General features: G+C 72.4%; 13 protein-coding genes. 4 read left to right on the top strand and 9 right to left on the bottom strand.

The window, feature by feature from the left end; genetic code table 11:
* Positions 1-26 precede the first annotated feature (26 nt).
* A complete protein-coding gene (locus KIK06_RS04920; protein ID WP_268642093.1) occupies positions 27-1,094 on the top strand; it encodes a LacI family DNA-binding transcriptional regulator in 1,068 nt (355 codons plus the stop codon).
* A gap of 43 nt (positions 1,095-1,137) precedes the next feature.
* Here the strand turns inward: KIK06_RS04920 and KIK06_RS04915 are convergent, their stop codons facing one another.
* The 7 genes from KIK06_RS04915 to KIK06_RS04885 form a co-directional block, all read right to left on the bottom strand.
* Positions 1,138-3,990 (bottom strand): DEAD/DEAH box helicase, encoded by a 2,853-nt coding sequence (locus KIK06_RS04915; RefSeq protein ID WP_268642092.1) that lies wholly within the window; start codon positions 3,988-3,990, stop codon positions 1,138-1,140.
* Between the two features lie 12 nt (positions 3,991-4,002).
* Complete coding sequence (locus KIK06_RS04910; protein WP_268642091.1) at positions 4,003-4,899, bottom strand: diacylglycerol/lipid kinase family protein; 897 nt, start codon at positions 4,897-4,899, stop codon at positions 4,003-4,005.
* Between the two features lie 87 nt (positions 4,900-4,986).
* Complete coding sequence (locus KIK06_RS04905; protein WP_017597454.1) at positions 4,987-5,409, bottom strand: DUF397 domain-containing protein; 423 nt, start codon at positions 5,407-5,409, stop codon at positions 4,987-4,989.
* 103 nt (positions 5,410-5,512) lie between these two features.
* Entirely contained in the window at positions 5,513-6,343 is an 831-nt protein-coding gene (tatC, locus tag KIK06_RS04900) for a twin-arginine translocase subunit TatC (RefSeq protein WP_017597453.1), read from the bottom strand.
* 322 nt (positions 6,344-6,665) lie between these two features.
* Positions 6,666-6,974 (bottom strand): Sec-independent protein translocase subunit TatA, encoded by a 309-nt coding sequence (tatA, locus tag KIK06_RS04895; RefSeq protein ID WP_268642090.1) that lies wholly within the window; start codon positions 6,972-6,974, stop codon positions 6,666-6,668.
* A gap of 66 nt (positions 6,975-7,040) precedes the next feature.
* The gene (locus tag KIK06_RS04890; protein ID WP_026127395.1) at positions 7,041-7,226 is read right to left on the bottom strand and encodes a hypothetical protein; all 186 of its coding nucleotides are present in this window, start codon (positions 7,224-7,226) and stop codon (positions 7,041-7,043) included.
* Between the two features lie 88 nt (positions 7,227-7,314).
* On the bottom strand, positions 7,315-9,333 hold the full coding sequence (locus KIK06_RS04885) for a helix-turn-helix transcriptional regulator (protein WP_268642089.1): 2,019 nt from the start codon (positions 9,331-9,333) through the stop codon (positions 7,315-7,317).
* Positions 9,334-9,435: 102 nt separating this feature from the next.
* Here KIK06_RS04885 and KIK06_RS04880 point away from each other — a divergent pair, with 102 nt between their 5' ends.
* The gene (locus tag KIK06_RS04880; protein ID WP_268645855.1) at positions 9,436-10,524 is read left to right on the top strand and encodes a DUF3866 family protein; all 1,089 of its coding nucleotides are present in this window, start codon (positions 9,436-9,438) and stop codon (positions 10,522-10,524) included.
* Between the two features lie 48 nt (positions 10,525-10,572).
* Here KIK06_RS04880 and KIK06_RS04875 read toward each other — a convergent pair whose 3' ends face one another.
* The gene (locus KIK06_RS04875; RefSeq protein WP_268642088.1) at positions 10,573-11,586 is read right to left on the bottom strand and encodes a methionyl-tRNA formyltransferase; all 1,014 of its coding nucleotides are present in this window, start codon (positions 11,584-11,586) and stop codon (positions 10,573-10,575) included.
* Positions 11,587-11,804: 218 nt separating this feature from the next.
* On the opposite strand from KIK06_RS04875, the gene KIK06_RS04870 reads away from it, so the two are divergent.
* Positions 11,805-12,704, top strand: coding sequence for a S1 RNA-binding domain-containing protein (locus tag KIK06_RS04870; RefSeq protein ID WP_268642087.1), 900 nt, complete (start codon positions 11,805-11,807; stop codon positions 12,702-12,704).
* A gap of 15 nt (positions 12,705-12,719) precedes the next feature.
* On the opposite strand, the gene KIK06_RS04865 is transcribed toward KIK06_RS04870, so the two are convergent.
* Positions 12,720-14,255, bottom strand: a complete 1,536-nt coding sequence (locus KIK06_RS04865) for a PucR family transcriptional regulator (RefSeq protein ID WP_268642086.1) — start codon at positions 14,253-14,255, stop codon at positions 12,720-12,722.
* Between the two features lie 178 nt (positions 14,256-14,433).
* On the opposite strand from KIK06_RS04865, the gene KIK06_RS04860 reads away from it, so the two are divergent.
* The gene (locus KIK06_RS04860) at positions 14,434-14,916 is read left to right on the top strand and encodes a GreA/GreB family elongation factor (RefSeq protein ID WP_268642085.1); all 483 of its coding nucleotides are present in this window, start codon (positions 14,434-14,436) and stop codon (positions 14,914-14,916) included.
* Positions 14,917-14,967: the final 51 nt, after the last annotated feature.

Below are 14,967 nucleotides of genomic sequence, written 5' to 3'. Positions count from 1 at the left end.
CGTCGCGCAGAGAAGTCGGAGTTCGAGTGTCGGTGCAGCACAGGGGCGGCGAGCCGCGGTCCGCGTCCGGGGAACCGGTCCGCCGGGCCACCATGAAGGACGTCGCCGCGCTGTCGGGCGTGAGCATCAAGACCGTCTCCCGCGTCATCAACGGCGTCTCCACCGTCTCCGACGAACTGCGCGACCGCGTCACCCGCGCCATCGTCCAGCTGGACTTCCAGCCCAACCTCGCCGCCTCCAGCCTGCGACGCACCGACGGCGCGACCCGCCAGATCGCCCTGCTGCTGGAGGACGTGGCCAACCCCTTCTCCGCCACCCTGAGCCGGGCGGTGGAGGACGTCGCCCGCGACCACGACTCCCTGGTCTTCGCCGGGAGCCTGGACGAGGACCCCCAGCGCGAGCTGGAGCTGGTGCGCGCCGCCACCCTGCACCGGGTGGACGGCATCATCATCGTCCCCGCCGCCCCCGACCACGGGTACCTGCACCGGGAGATCCGCACCGGCACCCCCGTGGTGTTCGTCGACCGGCCCCCGCGCGGGCTGGCCGCCGACGCCGTGCTGGCCACCAACACCGAGGGCGCCCGCGAGGCGGTCCTGCACCTGGCCGACCACGGACACACCGAGATCGCCTTCCTGGGCGACGCGAGCACCATCAGCACCGTCGGCGAACGCGTCGCGGGCTACCGGGCCGCCCTGGCCGAACGGGGCCTGTCCGAACGCCCCGGACACGTCGTCCAGGACCTGCCCGACACCGCCAGCGCCGCCCGCGCCGTGGCCGCCCTGCTCGACTCCGACCACCCGCCCACCGCCCTGTTCACCGCGCAGAACCTGGTGACCATCGGCGCCATCCAGACCCTCCAGGAGCGCGGCCTGCACGAACGCGTGGCCGTGGTCGGCTTCGACGACTTCCCCATGGCCGACCTGCTCGTCCCCCGGGTGACCGTGGTCGCCCAGGACGTGGTGCGGATCGGCACCCTCGCGGTCCGGCGGCTGTTCGAGCGCATCGCGGGCGACGACGCCCCGCCCCGGGAGGAGCGCGTCCCCACCGCTCTGGTGGTCCGCGGTTCCGGGGAGATCCCCCCGCCCGGCCGCTGAGGTCCGTTCCCGGGCGCTCGCGCGAGCGCCCGGAGGGCCGGGATCAGTTGAACGACGAGTAGGCGACCACGCCGCGCAGGACGAGGTCGGTGGCCTTGCGCGCGGTGGAGCGCACCTGCGGGTCCCCGGTGGCCCCGGCGATCTGGCCGAGCATGTCCCCCAGCATCTTCGCGGTTCGCACGAAGTCACCGGCGGGCATGTCGGCCTGCCGCAGGATCGCGTCGAGGCGGTCCCCCCTGGCCCAGCGGTGGGCGGTCCACACGAACCCGAGGTCGGGCTGGCGCAGGAACGACACCCGGTGCCGCGACTCGACGTCGTTGAGGTCGCCCCACAGCCGCACCATCTCCTCCAGGGTCTCCTCGACCCGTCCGGCGGGCACCCTCGGGAACGGGTCGTCGTTGCGGCGCGGCTCGTAGACCAGCGCGGCGGCGACGGCCGCCATGTCCACCGGGGTCAGGTCCTTCCACAGCCCCCGCCGCAGGCACTCGGCGACCAGCAGGTCCAGCTCCGAGTACACCTTGGCCAGGCGCGCCCCGTCGTCGGAGACCGTGTCGCCGGTCAGGTAGCCCAGGTCGTCCAGCACCCCGCACACCCGGTCGAAGGTCCGCGCGATCACGTGCGAACGCCCCTCCACCCGGCGGCGCAGGCCCTCGGCCTCCTTGTGCAGCCGGAAGTAGCGCTCGGCCCAGCGGGCGTGCTCCTCACGCTCGTCACACCCGTGGCAGGGGTGCTGACGCAGCTCGGAACGCAGCCGCAGCACCTCCTCGTCCTCCCCGACCTCACGCGGAGCGCGCCCGGCCCTGGGGGTGTCGCCCTGTTCCCGGAGCTTGTTGCGCAGGGTCGAGGCCAGGTCCTGACGCGACCGCGGCGACCGGGCCGAGAACGACTTGGGGATGCGCATGCGCCCCGACGGGTGCACGGGGACCGTGAAGTCGCTGGCGTTGACCCGCTTGACCTGCTTGTCCGCGGTCAGCACCAGCGGCGCCGGAAGATCCAGTTTCAGGCCGGGGTCCAGGACGACGGCGTGGCCGGAGAAACGGCCCGAGGGAATGCGGATGATGTCGCCCGGACGCAGCTTCTCCAGGCTCTCCAGGGCCTCGTCGCGGCGCCGGACCGACCTGGTCTTGGCCAGCATCGACTCGCGGTCGCTCAGGGCGCGGCGCAGCGCCGCGTACTCCATGAAGTCGCCCAGGTGGCACTCGGCGGAGGCCGCGTACCCCTCCAGGGCCTCCTCCTGCTTGCGCAGCTGCTTGACCAGGCCCACCACGGCCCGGTCGGCCTGGAACTGGGCGAAGGACTCCTCCAGCATGGCGCGGCTGCGTCGGCGTCCCACCTGGCCGACGAGGTTGACCGCCATGTTGTAGGACGGCTGGAAACTGGAGTTGAGCGGGTAGGTGCGGGTGCCCGCCAGGCTCGCTACCGACTCGGGGTCGGTCCCGGCCTGCCACACGACCACGGCGTGGCCCTCGACGTCGATCCCCCGCCGCCCCGCACGCCCGGTCAGCTGGGTGTACTCGCCCGGGGTCAGTTGGGCGTGGGTCTCACCGTTCCACTTGTCCAACTTCTCCATGACCACCGTGCGGGCGGGCATGTTGATGCCCAGGGCGAGGGTCTCGGTCGCGAACACCGCGCGGATCAGTCCCCGGGAGAACAGGTCCTCGACGATCTCCTTGAACGTGGGCAGCATGCCCGCGTGGTGGGCGGAGATCCCCGCCTCCAGGGCGCGCAGCCACTGCTCGAAGCCCAGCACGGCCAGGTCCGCCGGAGGGATGTCGGCGCACCGCGTCTCCGCGTACTCGCGGATCTGCGCGGCCTCCTCGGGGGTGGTGAGCACCAGCCCCGAGGCCACGCACTGGCGCACGGCGTCGTCGCATCCGGCGCGGCTGAAGATGAAGGTGATCGCGGGCAGCAGGCCCTCGTCGTCGAGCTTCTCGATGATCGTGGGCCGCGACGGCGGCGCGTACCGGGTGCGGGGCCGCATGGTGCCGTTCTTGCGCGCCCGCGACTGGGGCGAGCGGCGGCGGTGCGCCAGCTGGGTGGTGCGCGCGTCCTCCTCGGCGATCCGGCTCAGCCTCGGGTTGATCGCGAGCTTCTGTCCGCCCACGACGATCTCACGCGGCCGCCACGACCGGTCGTCGCCGCGGCGGTTGCGCTTGCGTTTGCGGCCGCCTCGGCGTTGGTCCTCCTCGCGGCTGGTGTCGGTCTCCTCCTCCACCGGCTCGGCGAACAGGTCGTGGATCCGGTGGCCCACCATGACGTGCTGCCACAGCGGGACCGGCCGCTTCTCGTCGACGATGACGGTGGTGTCGCCGCGCACCTGCTGGAGCCACTCGCCGAACTCCTCGGCGTTGCTGACCGTGGCCGACAAGGCGACCATCCGCACCGACTCGGGCAGGTGGATGATCACCTCCTCCCACACCGCGCCGCGGAAGCGGTCGGCGAGGTAGTGCACCTCGTCCATGACCACGTACGCCAGCCCGCCGAGGGTCGAGGACCCCTCGTAGAGCATGTTCCGCAGCACCTCGGTGGTCATCACGACCACCGGCGCCTCACCGTTGACGCTGTTGTCGCCGGTCAGCAGCCCGACCTGCTCGCTGCCGTAGCGGCTGACCAGGTCGTTGTACTTCTGGTTGGACAGCGCCTTGATGGGCGTGGTGTAGAAGCACTTGGTGCCCTGGCTCAACGCCAGGTGGACGGCGAACTCACCGACCACGGTCTTACCCGATCCGGTGGGCGCGGCGACCAGGACCCCGTGACCGTACTCCAACGCCTTGCAGGCACGGACCTGGAAAGGGTCGAACTCGAACCCGTAGAGCCCCTGGAAGGCCTCGATCGCGGCGCTGGAGGCGCTCTTGCGCCGACGGAAGGCGGCGTACCGCTCAGCGTGAGTACTCATATGCCTCTCAGACTATGAGGTCAAGTCCAACATCTCGACCGCGCCCGAGACGACGTCACAGACCAGTGGCGGAGGGCCGATCCGCTCACCGTCGGCGTAGACGGCGCCGGCCTCCCCGCGGATGGCGACCGAACGGCCGCGCTCGACCACGACCTGCTCCAAGCCGGTGTGACCGCCGCTGAACACCAGCGGGAAGAGCCGCACGAACCGCGACAGCGGAGCCGCCCGGAGGAACACCACGTCCAGCAGTCCGTCGTCGGGGACCGCGTCGGGACAGATGTGCATGCCGCCCCCGTAGGCGCTGGTGTTGCCCACCGCCACCAACATGCCCGGCTCCTCGATCCGGCGCCCGTCCACGTCGACGGTGAAGTCCGTGGGGGTGAAGGAACGCAGCTCCGACAGCAGACCCACCACGTATCCGGCCCGGCCCACACCGAACCGGAAACCGTTCACCCGCTCGTTGACACGGGCGTCGAACCCGCAGGCCAGCACACTGAGGAAGTACCGTTCGGCACCGTCGTCCAGCCGCAGGCGCACCGCGTCGGTCGCACGCGTGCGCCCGGCCAGGATCGCGGCCGCGGTGTCGCGCGTCGACCTTCCGGGACGGCCGAACGCCCGCGCGATGTCGTTGCCGGTCCCCGCGGGGACCACCGCCAGCGGCACCCCGGTGCCCACGACCCCCTGCACCGCCTGGTGGACCAGCCCGTCACCGCCCACCGCCACCAGGGCGTGGGGGCTATCGGCGGCCGACAGGCGGGCCAGACGCCGGCTGTCGGCGGCGGAGTGGCCGACCAGGACGCGAACGTCCGCGCCCGCCTCACGCAGGCGTTCCTTGAGCCGGACGGCGGTGACGGCGGCGCGGCCCCGTCCGGAACGGGGGTTGACCAGAAGGTCGATCTCGGGGGTCATCAACAGGTCCTTGTGCTACCCGGGGAACTGAGGGCGCACGGGCGGCCGGGGCCGCGCACGCCCTCGCGCCCGGGCGTGCCCGGCCCTTCAGGACCCGCTGGTGCGGGCCTGCTCGGCCTCCTCGCGCTGGCGGCGATGGTACTCCTCCATCGCCTCCGGCGTGTTCAGGGGGGAGGGCACCCAGGCGACCTCGACGTCGACCTCGCGGTTCTGGATCCGCCGCTCCTCCTCCGTGAGGTACTCCTCGGGGATGTCGAACTCGCCGTCGCGGGCGCCCAGAACGAACGCCTCCCACTCCGCCGGGGTGAAGAACAGCGTGCCCTTGTCCGGCGACTTGCCGTCGCGCACCGCGCGGAAACCGTCGTCGAACGTGGCGACCTCGACGATGGCCTCGGACTCCTCCTTGGACAGCGAGGACCGCATCCACACCGCGTGCGTGGTGTCGTGCCACTTCTCGTTGCCCATGGCCTCGGGGGGAAGCTCACGCTTGGCTGGGGACTGCTCACTCATCGCTTTGGCCCTTCACAACATCCGATCGTTCCCCGGGGCCGGCCCGGGGCGCCGGAACCGCACCGTCCGGTTCCCGCCAGACCCTAGCGTGTCGCGGGCCCGCTCAACGGCGCTTGGAGGACTTCTCCTCCACGTCCGGCTCGTCCAGGTCCGAGGGCGTGTCGTCGAGCTCGGAGATCTCGTCGTCGTCCAGGTCCGCGAGCGGGTCGTCACGGCGCTTGCGCCGGTCGTTGAGGAAGGCGAACAGCTCGGCGAGCTCGAACAGGACCACCAGCGGAACGGCCAGCGCGAGCATCGAGATCGGTTCCGCCGGGGTGATGACCGCCGAGATCGCGAAGGCCCCGAAGATGATGGCCCGGCGCCACTTGGCCAGGGCCGCGTGCGGCAGGATCCCGGCCAGGTTGAGCAGCGCGACCAGCAGCGGCATCACGAAGCCCAGGCCGAACATGACCATCATGATGACCATGTAGTCCAGGTACTGGTCGACGGTCAGCATCGGGTCGGCGTCCTCGGGCAGGAACCCGAACAGGACGGTCAGCGCGAGCGACGTGATGTTGTAGGCCAGCACGGCGCCGCCGATGAACAGCAGCGCGGCGAGCGGGACGAAGATGTAGGCGTACTTCTTCTCCCGGGTGTGCAGGGCCGGGGCGACGAAGGCCCACAGTTGGTACAGCCAGACCGGCGCGGACACCAGGGCGCCGACGAAGATCCACACCTTCATCGCGACGAAGAACGCGTCGAAGGGGCCGGTGACGATGAGCGAGCAGCCCTCGGAGTCGAACGCCGACGACTCCGGCAGGGAGCAGTACGGCGCGGTGAGGAAGTCCCACACCTGCTGGTAGAACACGTACCCGACGACGGCGCCCAGCGCGAGGCCGATCAGTGCCTTGGTCAGGCGGCCGCGCAGCTCACGCAGGTGGTCCATGAGCGGCATCCGGGCCTCCGGATTGCCCGCCCGACCTCGTGCCCTCATCGTGTGGTCACTCTCTCTCGTCCGGTTCCGCCCCGGGCGGACGGAACCCCGCTTACTCCATCAGCCACGTGCCCGCCCCGGGACCGCGCACGGTCCCACGGACGGGTGCCGCCCGCGGTGATCCGCGAAGACACGGGTCCGGACCGGCACCCTCGGGGCCGGTCCAGGAGGTCGCGCCCTGGGCGGTGTTCTTCGGGTCCTGCCGCTTCGCTTCGGACCGTGTTCGGACGCCCGAAAGGTAACCCCCTCGGGTGACCGTTCCAAGGAACGGGCCCTCAGTTCCCTAGTTACCGTAGGTGCGGGGCTGGGGCTCACCGGACTCGTTGACGATCCGCTGGCCGGGGGGAAGCTGCGGGTACCCCTGGTGCTGGGCCTCGGCGTCGTTCCGCTGCGCCGTCTGCGGGGCCTCCTGCTGCTTCTTGTCGTCGCCGGACTCGTTGTTCTCCTCGTCGATCAGGCCCTTGCTCTCGGCCTTGAGGATGCGCGCGCTGCGGCCCACCGACCTGGCGAGGTCGGGAAGTTTCTTGGCTCCGAACAGCAACACGGCCAGGACCACCAGAATGGCGATGGTGGGTCCGTTGATGGCTCCCATGGTTCTACCTCTCTGTGGGGCGCAACCGAGCGCCTTCGATGGTACGCGTCCCGCGCTTCGCGGACATCACGTCGACGTTCCGCTCAGGTTGACGCGTTCGCGTAGGTCGGCTGTGCTCGCCTGGTACGCGCCCGTGGCCCGATCCACCTCGGCGGAGAGCGTGCGCGCGTGTCGGAGCGCCCTCGCGGCGAGGGCCCCGACGACGACGGCCCCGGCGAGAACCGTGCCGAAAAGGACAGCGAGGGCGATCATGCCCACCACCATATCCCTTCTGTCATGACCTGCACCCCACCCCCTGGTGAACAGGAGGGAGGTGCCCGCCGCCGGAAACCCGGGAGGACTACCGGTGCGCGCCCGCGCCGTAGTGCGCCAGCGCCCGCCCCGCCTCGGCTCGCACCTCCTCGGCGACCTCGGCCGGGGCCGCCACCCGGCAGGCGGGCCCCAAGCCCAGGGCGAGCCGCACCACCCACGCGGGCGCGGGCGTGCGCAGCGTCGCGCGAACGCCTCCCCCGGGCAGCTCGGCCACCGAATCGCACACGTAGTCCTCGGTGACCCACCGCGCGGACGGCTCCAGGTCGAGGGTGACCACCGTGTCGCGCTCGGAGCGCTGCAGCACCCCCGCCGACAGGTCCCGGCGCCCCACCCCCTCGGGCACCCGGGCCGCGTGGGGCAGGACGCTCAGGTCCAGGACCCGGTCCAGACGGAACAGGCGCACATCCCCGCGCAGGTGGCAGTAACCCTCCAGGAACGGGTACCCGTCCTGCACGACCAGCCCCATCGGATCGACGTCACGCTCGGTCACCTGGTCCAGATAACCCGACAGATAGCGCAGGTGCAGGCGCTGCCCGGAGGCCAGCGCGTCGGCGCAACGCCGCTGGGTGTCGGCGACCTGCTCGTCCACCTCCACCCGCACCTGCACCGCGTCGGCCAGCGACGCCACCGCGGCCCCCGCCGCCGCGCGCAGCTTCTCCCCCACCCGCTTGAGCGCGTCACCCTCCAGGCCCTGCGCCTCGGGCAGCGCCTCCAGCAGTGACAGGCCCACCACCAGGCTGGCCGCCTCGTCCGCGGTCAGCCGCAGCGGCTGCGCCAGCGTGTCGGCGTTGCCGATGATGATCTCGCCGGTCTCCCTGGCCGCGTCCAGGTCCACGTCGATCAGGTCGCCCGGTGTGTACCCGGGCAGACCGCACATCCACAACAGGCTCAGGTCGGCCACGACCTGCTTCTCACTGAGCCCGAAGTGCCGCGCGACCTCGGGCACCCCCACGTCACGGCCCAGGGCGTAGGGCACGAGCATGAGCAGGCGGCGCAGCTGGTCCGCGGACCGCGGACCCCGCGCGGGCGCACCCGGGGCCTCGTCGGGCACGGCCCCTTCGGCGCCGTCCGCCCCGTCACCGGACTCGACCGTGGCGGCCAGGTGCGCCGCGATCGCCTGACGGGCCCCCACCGGTTCCACCACCACCGCCCGTGCGCCGTAGGAGGCCACCCGCCGCACGAGGTCGGGCGTGTCGGCGTAGGGCAGGGTGAGCGTGTCCCAACCGCCGCCGGAGGTGTCGCGCTCACCCGCGACCACACGCCGCGCACCGCGCCGGAGTTCGTGGGCGGCGTCGGTGCGCACCCGCAGGACCGCGGACCGCTCGGGTTCGGCGTGCTGCCCCGCCACCACCGACCGCAGGTCCACACCCTCGGGAACGACCACGTCGGGGCCGCCGCGCAGCACCGTCACCTCGCCGCGCACCCGGCCGAGCCGGAAGACACGGCGCGCCCCGCGCGCCCGGTCGTGGCCCACCACGTACCAGTGACCGCGCAGGTTCACGATGCCCCACGGTTCGACCTCGCGCCGCTCCGCCGTCTCCTGGCCCGGCTTGCGGTAGTCGAACGCGATCGGCCGACGGTCGCGCACCGCCTGCCAGACCGGGCCGAAGGACGGCTCATCGGTGCGCATGGCCGGGGACAGCCCGGGCGCGGCCTCACTGTCCACCGGGACCCCGGCCGACCGCAGCTTGAACAGCGCGTTGGCCGCCGCCTCCCCCAGGGCCGCGTGCCGCCAGGCGCGCGCCGCCAGACCCAGCACCACCGCCTCGTCGGGCAGCAGCTCGATCTCGGGAAGCTCGTAGTCGGTGCGCGAGATGCGGTAGCCCTCCTCGCCGCTGACCGCGTCACCGGTCCCCACCTGGATGGGGATACCGCTGTCTCGCAGTTCGCGCTTGTCACGCTCGAACATGCGCTTGAACGCGGCCTCGCTCTCGGCCTCCGCGTACCCCAGCACCGTCTTGCGGATCTCCTGGGCGGTGAGATGGCGGCGCGTGGACAGCAGACAGATGACCAGGTTCAGCTGCCGTTCCGTCTTCCTGCGCGACATCGCCAGCACCCTTCTCGACGTGTGTGGTGGATCGACCGGCGCGGGCCGCGCCTCGCGCGTCGCTCCGTCACCGGTTTCAGCAACGAAGGTACCGTGCCCAACATGATCCGGTGGCGCCGTGGTGAAGTCCGTCAGCTCCTCCCCTCCTGGCCCGGGGTGCTCCCGTGCGTCGTGGCCGTGGACACCGGGGACGGACGGGAAACGGTGACCCGACGCGCGCTGGCCTACACCGACCTGGTCGGACGCCCCCGGGTGGGCGACACGGTCCTGCTCAACACCAGCGCCTTGGACCTGGGCCTGGGCACCGGCGGCTACGCGTTGGTCATCGCCGTTCCCGACCGCCTGCCCGCCGACACCCGCGGCCCCGGACACCTGGTCAAGGCCCGCTACACCCCGTTGCAGGCGACTGTCCTGGGCGCCGACGAACAGGACTCCCCCCACCACGCGACCCTGCGCGAGGCCGCGGGAGTCGACGGTATGCCCGTCGTCGCCGCCGACCTGCACTCGGCACTGCCCGCCGTCGTGGCGGGGGTGCGCGCCACACGACCCGAGGCGCGGATCGCCTACGTCATGCTCGACGGCGGCGCCCTGCCCGCGGCGTTCTCCCAGGTCCTGGGGGTGCTGCGGCAGGAGGGACTGTTGGCGGGGTGTGTGACCACCGGGCAGGCCTTCGGCGGCGACCTGGAGGCCGTGACCGTCCACTCCGGGCTCCTGGCCGCCCGGCACGTGCTGGAGGCCGACGTGGCGGTCGTGTGTCAGGGCCCCGGGAACCTGGGCACCGGCACCCCGTGGGGGTTCTCCGGTGTGGCCTGCGGCGAGGCGGTCAACGCGGTCGCCGCCCTGGACGGACGGGCGGTGGCGTCGCTGCGGATCAGCGAGGCCGACCCCCGGGACCGGCACCGCGGCGTGTCCCACCACAGTCTGACCGCCTACGGGCGGGTGGCCCTGGCCGAAGCGGACGTGGTCGTGCCCCGGCTGCCGGGGGCCTTCGGGGAACGCCTGCGCGCCCAGGCCTGCGCGCTGGCCGGTCGGCACACCCTCGTGGAGGTGGACGTCACCGGCCTGGAGGAGCACCTGCGGGCGCTGCCGGTGAAGGTGTCCACGATGGGCCGGGGACTGGAGCAGGACCGGGCGGCCTTCCTCAGCGCCGCCGCCGCGGGACGGCACGCGGCGGCCCTCCTGGAGGGGTGACGGGTGGCCGCGGCGCCGGACCGCGACGGGCCGCGACGGTGTCGGCGGTCAGGCGCGCAGGAGCGAGTCGCCGTCAGGTGACGGGTGGGGGACCGCACCGGGCCGCGCGGACGTGAGCATGTGCGGCGAGGGCACGTCGAAGGAGGCTCCCGGACGGAACATCGCCAGCGACGTGGGCTCGGCACGCACCCCCTCGTCCACCCGCAGCGCGTCCGGAACGAACACCGTGCCGTCGCCGCAGGTGACCCCCCACTCCCTACGGGGGCCGGCGGAGACGATCTGCCCGGGGGCGCCCCCGACGACCGCGTCGGTCAGGGTGCCCCCGCACAGGGTGATGTGGGCCCCGCCGAAGCGCGCGAAGGCACCCGGGTACGGGTCGGCGAGCGCGCGCACCATGCGGTCGACGTCGGCCCCGGAGGCCGTGAAGTCCAGGAGGCCGTCGCAGGGGCGCCGACGGGGCCACACGGACACGTGGCCGGTCTGGGGACGGCGCGGCGCGGTACCGTCCAGGAGGTCGTCCAGGTGGCGCACGAGCAGTTCGGCCTGGAGGCGTGCGACACGGTCGTAGAGTCCGGTGGCGGTCACGTCGGGGGCGACGTCGAACCAGAGCTGGTCGACGATGTCGCCGGAGTCGGCCTCGTGGTTCAGGTGGAAGAGGGTGACGGCGCTGGAACGCATGTCCCTCAGGATGGTCCAGGGGATGGGGGCGCGGCCCCGGCCGACCGGTAGCGGGGAGGGGTGCAGCCCGACCCCGCCCAGGGGCAGGGAGTCCAGGAGCTGTTCGGGGATCAGCTGGGACCAGCCCGCGACGACCATGAGGTCGATGCCGTGTGTGGACAGGGCGTCGCGCGCCTCGTCGGAGTTGATGTCAGCGGTGCGCAGGTGCGGAAGGCCCAGGCGCCGGGTGAGCGAGTCGAAGTCGGCGTAGCCGCAGCGGTGCGCGAGTTCGGCGTTGTAGGACACCACGAGACTGGGCGGACGCCCCTGGGCGCACAGTTCCTCCAGCCCCGGAACCCCCAGGCGCAACCCGGACACGTAGCAGTAGCGCCGTCGGTCTGCCATGGCTCCCCCTCGCCTGTGGACAGATACCACCGACTCTACGCACCCGGTCCCGACACACAGTGGACGTGGAAAAGGGCGTGTCTGCGCCGAAGGCGTCGATTGAGGGTGGTGGAGGGCGACGGGCGGGCGTGTCTGCGCCGAAGGCGTCGACGCCGCGCCCGTGTCCCGTGTTCCTTTCGCGGGGCATGACGGCCCCGGACTGTGGGATGGTGGGCGCCGTGAACGAGCCCACGGACCACGAGGACGCGCACGAACCACTGAGCAGCCTCCGTGAGAGGCTGAGCGCCGAGAGCCAACCGACAGATCTCCCGGTCACGACCGGCCCCCTGGCCGATGTCCGGATCGGGCAGGTTCTGTCCGGAACCGTCACGGACGTCTCCAGGGCCCACGGGGCCGTCGTCCGCCTCGACGGCCTCCCCCCGGGCGCGACGGCCGAGATCCGGCGCCACGACTGGTCCTGGCGGGACTTCTCCGAGAACGCGGTTCGCGTCGGACGACGCGTCAGCGCCAGGGTGGTCGACATCGACCCGGACCAGGGTCGGATCCGCCTCTCCCTCGCCGCCACCGAGAACCCCGAACTCTGGGCCTTCCTGACCTCCCTGAACCCAGGCGAGGTCCTCTCCGGCACCGTGGCGAGCGTCGAGCGGTTCGGTGTGTTCGTCGACCTCGACGAGGGGCCGGCGCACCCGGTCTTCCCGGGTGTGGGCTTCGTCCGGATCCCCGACCTGACCTGGCGACGGTTCGATGAACTGTCCGAGGTCGCCGAGGCCGGACAGCGGGTCACCGGGGTGTTGCTCGACGCGGACACCCGCAACGGCGAGGCGGTCATCTCGCTCAAGGCGCTGGTCCCGGACCCCTTCCAGGAGTTCGCCGACACCGTCCCCGAGGGGACGACCGTGGCCGGGAGGGTCACCAAACTCGCACCCATCGGAGCCTTCGTACGCGTCGCGGACGGCGTCGAGGGCTTAGTCCCCCTCGACCAACCCACCCACCCTCCCGTCCGGACACCCGACGAGGCGGTCCGGGTGGGAGACCCGGTCACCGTCACCATCACCCGGATCGAACGCGACCGCCGCCGACTCCTCCTGTCCCGTGGGCGGAGGGGGTCCGGCGGGTAGACGCGAGGGGACCGCTCAGGCCTCGTCGACCAGGGCGGCCAGGGCGACGGTCATCGCCACCCGCGCGGCCGGATCGTCCAGACCCAGGTCGCAGACCCCGCGCATCCGGCGCATCCGGTAGCGCACGGTGTTGGGGTGCAGCTCCAGGCGTTCGGCGGCCACCCCCAGATCCCCGTGGGCGTACAGCCAGGCCCGCAGGGTGCGCGCGTACTCCGTGCCGTGCTCGGCGTCGTGGCGCACCAACCGCACCACCGGATTGCGGGCGGGCAACCGGCCCGCCTCAGCCGCCGTGCGCAGACGGCGCAGCAGGATCGCGTCCCAGGCATGGTCGTAGACCACCGGGCCGGGCCCGCCGCCCGGCCACAGGGCCAGACACTCGTCGGCCTCCTGTCTGCTGACGGGCACACCGGCGGCGTCGGCCGCACCGCCCACCCCCGCCACGACCTCCAGGCGCCCGGGCAGTCCGCGCAGGACACCACGCACCCAGGCCAGCGCCGGGGCGGGGTCCTCCCCGCAGGGCAGCACCGTGTACACCGTGGTGCCGAACAGGGTGCTGCGCCCCGGGCGCGACCACCCGAAACCCGTCGTGACGTGCTCGAACACGTGCAGGATGGCGGCGTCACTCTCCTCGGCGGCCCGAGTTCGGAGGGCCACCACCCTCAGCTCCGGGGAGAGCAGGCCGATCCGGCCGGCCACGGACACCGCGTCGGAAGCCCCCTCCAGCAGTTCGATGACCGACTCCGACTCCACCTGCCGTTCCAGGTCGCTGCTGACCCTGGCGCGGAGCATGTGCAGGCCGACCGTGTGCGCGCCCTCGTTGAGCGCGCGTACGCGGTCGGCGTCCAGGGGATCGTCGCTGACCACCCACAGGGAGCCGAGGAGCTCACGGCCGACCCGGACCGGAACGGCGGTGCGCCCGCCCATCCCGTACTCGGGCAGGGCGGCGACGTGGAGGGGGCCGTTGACGGTGGCCAGCCGAGCGAACACACCATCGCGTTCGAGCCGTTCACCGAGGGGCCGCGGCACCCGCCGGCTGACGAGGGTGTCGCGACGGGCCCGGTCCGTCCCGCCTTGGGCCTCGGAGTAGGCGACCACGCGCGAGGCACGGTCCTCGATGGTGACGGGGCCGCCGACCGCCGCCGCGATGGTGTCGGCGAGGGCGAACAGGTCGCTGGGGCCCCGCCCGGATTCGGTCTCGCGGCCCTCCAACACCAGGCCGTAGACGATGCCGGAGATCTGACTCCAGGAGACGGCGGGGTCGACGACCACCAGGGCGATCCCCCGCTCACGCAGCGTGGCCAGCCCCTCGGGGTCCGGTTCGATGTCTCCCCTGACCAGGACGACCGTGGCGCGGGCCCGCCCGCCGAGACCCACGGCCTCCTCCGCCGAGCCCACGCCCACCGCGAGGAAGGCATCACCCGGGGGCGGGACGTCGTCGGTGGGATCGTGCACGGCGACGCTGCGCAGTTCGCTCTCGCGCAGCGACTCAGGCCCGACGAACCGGGCGCCGTAGCCGCCGAGGACGTTGACGAGCCGGTCGAGGTTGATCACGCCCGCTCCCCTCTTGCTGTCGGATCACGACAAAGATCTCACGCCATATTGTCTGAACAGGACAATCATGGGTGGTCTCCGTACGGCCAGACTCCTGGTGAGCAGTGATGCCGCCGAACACGGACCGCAAGCCGTGTCGCGGCCCTTGAGTGCTGTGCCCTGAAAGGACCATCGACCGATGCCGAAGACCGCCCACGATTGGATGCCCTTGGAGGCCTACGAGCGACTCCGGGAGGAGTTGCGGGTGCTGACCTCGGCCCCCGAGGAGACCCCCGGTGAGGACGGAGGCGCGCTGGAGACGGTCCCCGCGCCGCGCTACATCGACGACCCGGCCGTGCGCCAGGCCCGCGTGCACAAGATCGAGCGGCTGCTGCGCGAGGCCGTGGTGGGCCGGAGCACCGCCGACGACGGGGTGGCCGAGCCCGGGAAGGTGCTCACGATCCGCTACGACGGCGAGGGGGAGTCGGAGACCTTCCTCCTGGGAGTGCGGGACGCGTCGGTGTCGAACCGGTTGACCGTCTACTCCCCCGAGTCTCCCCTGGGCGCGACCTTGGTGGGGGCCCGACAGGGCGAACGGCGCACGTTCGCCTCCCCGCACGGAGCGACCATCGGCGTGACCCTGGTGCGCGCGGCGCCCTACGGGAGCCAAGCGCGAGACTGACCCCGGCGCCGACGCCACCCGCCCCGCGGGCGGGCGGAGTCCGGCACATAC

This window comes from Nocardiopsis sp. EMB25 (assembly GCF_026797795.1).
Classification (GTDB): Bacteria; Actinomycetota; Actinomycetes; order Streptosporangiales; family Streptosporangiaceae; genus Nocardiopsis; species Nocardiopsis lucentensis.
This window is presented reverse-complemented; position numbering and strand designations above follow the sequence as displayed.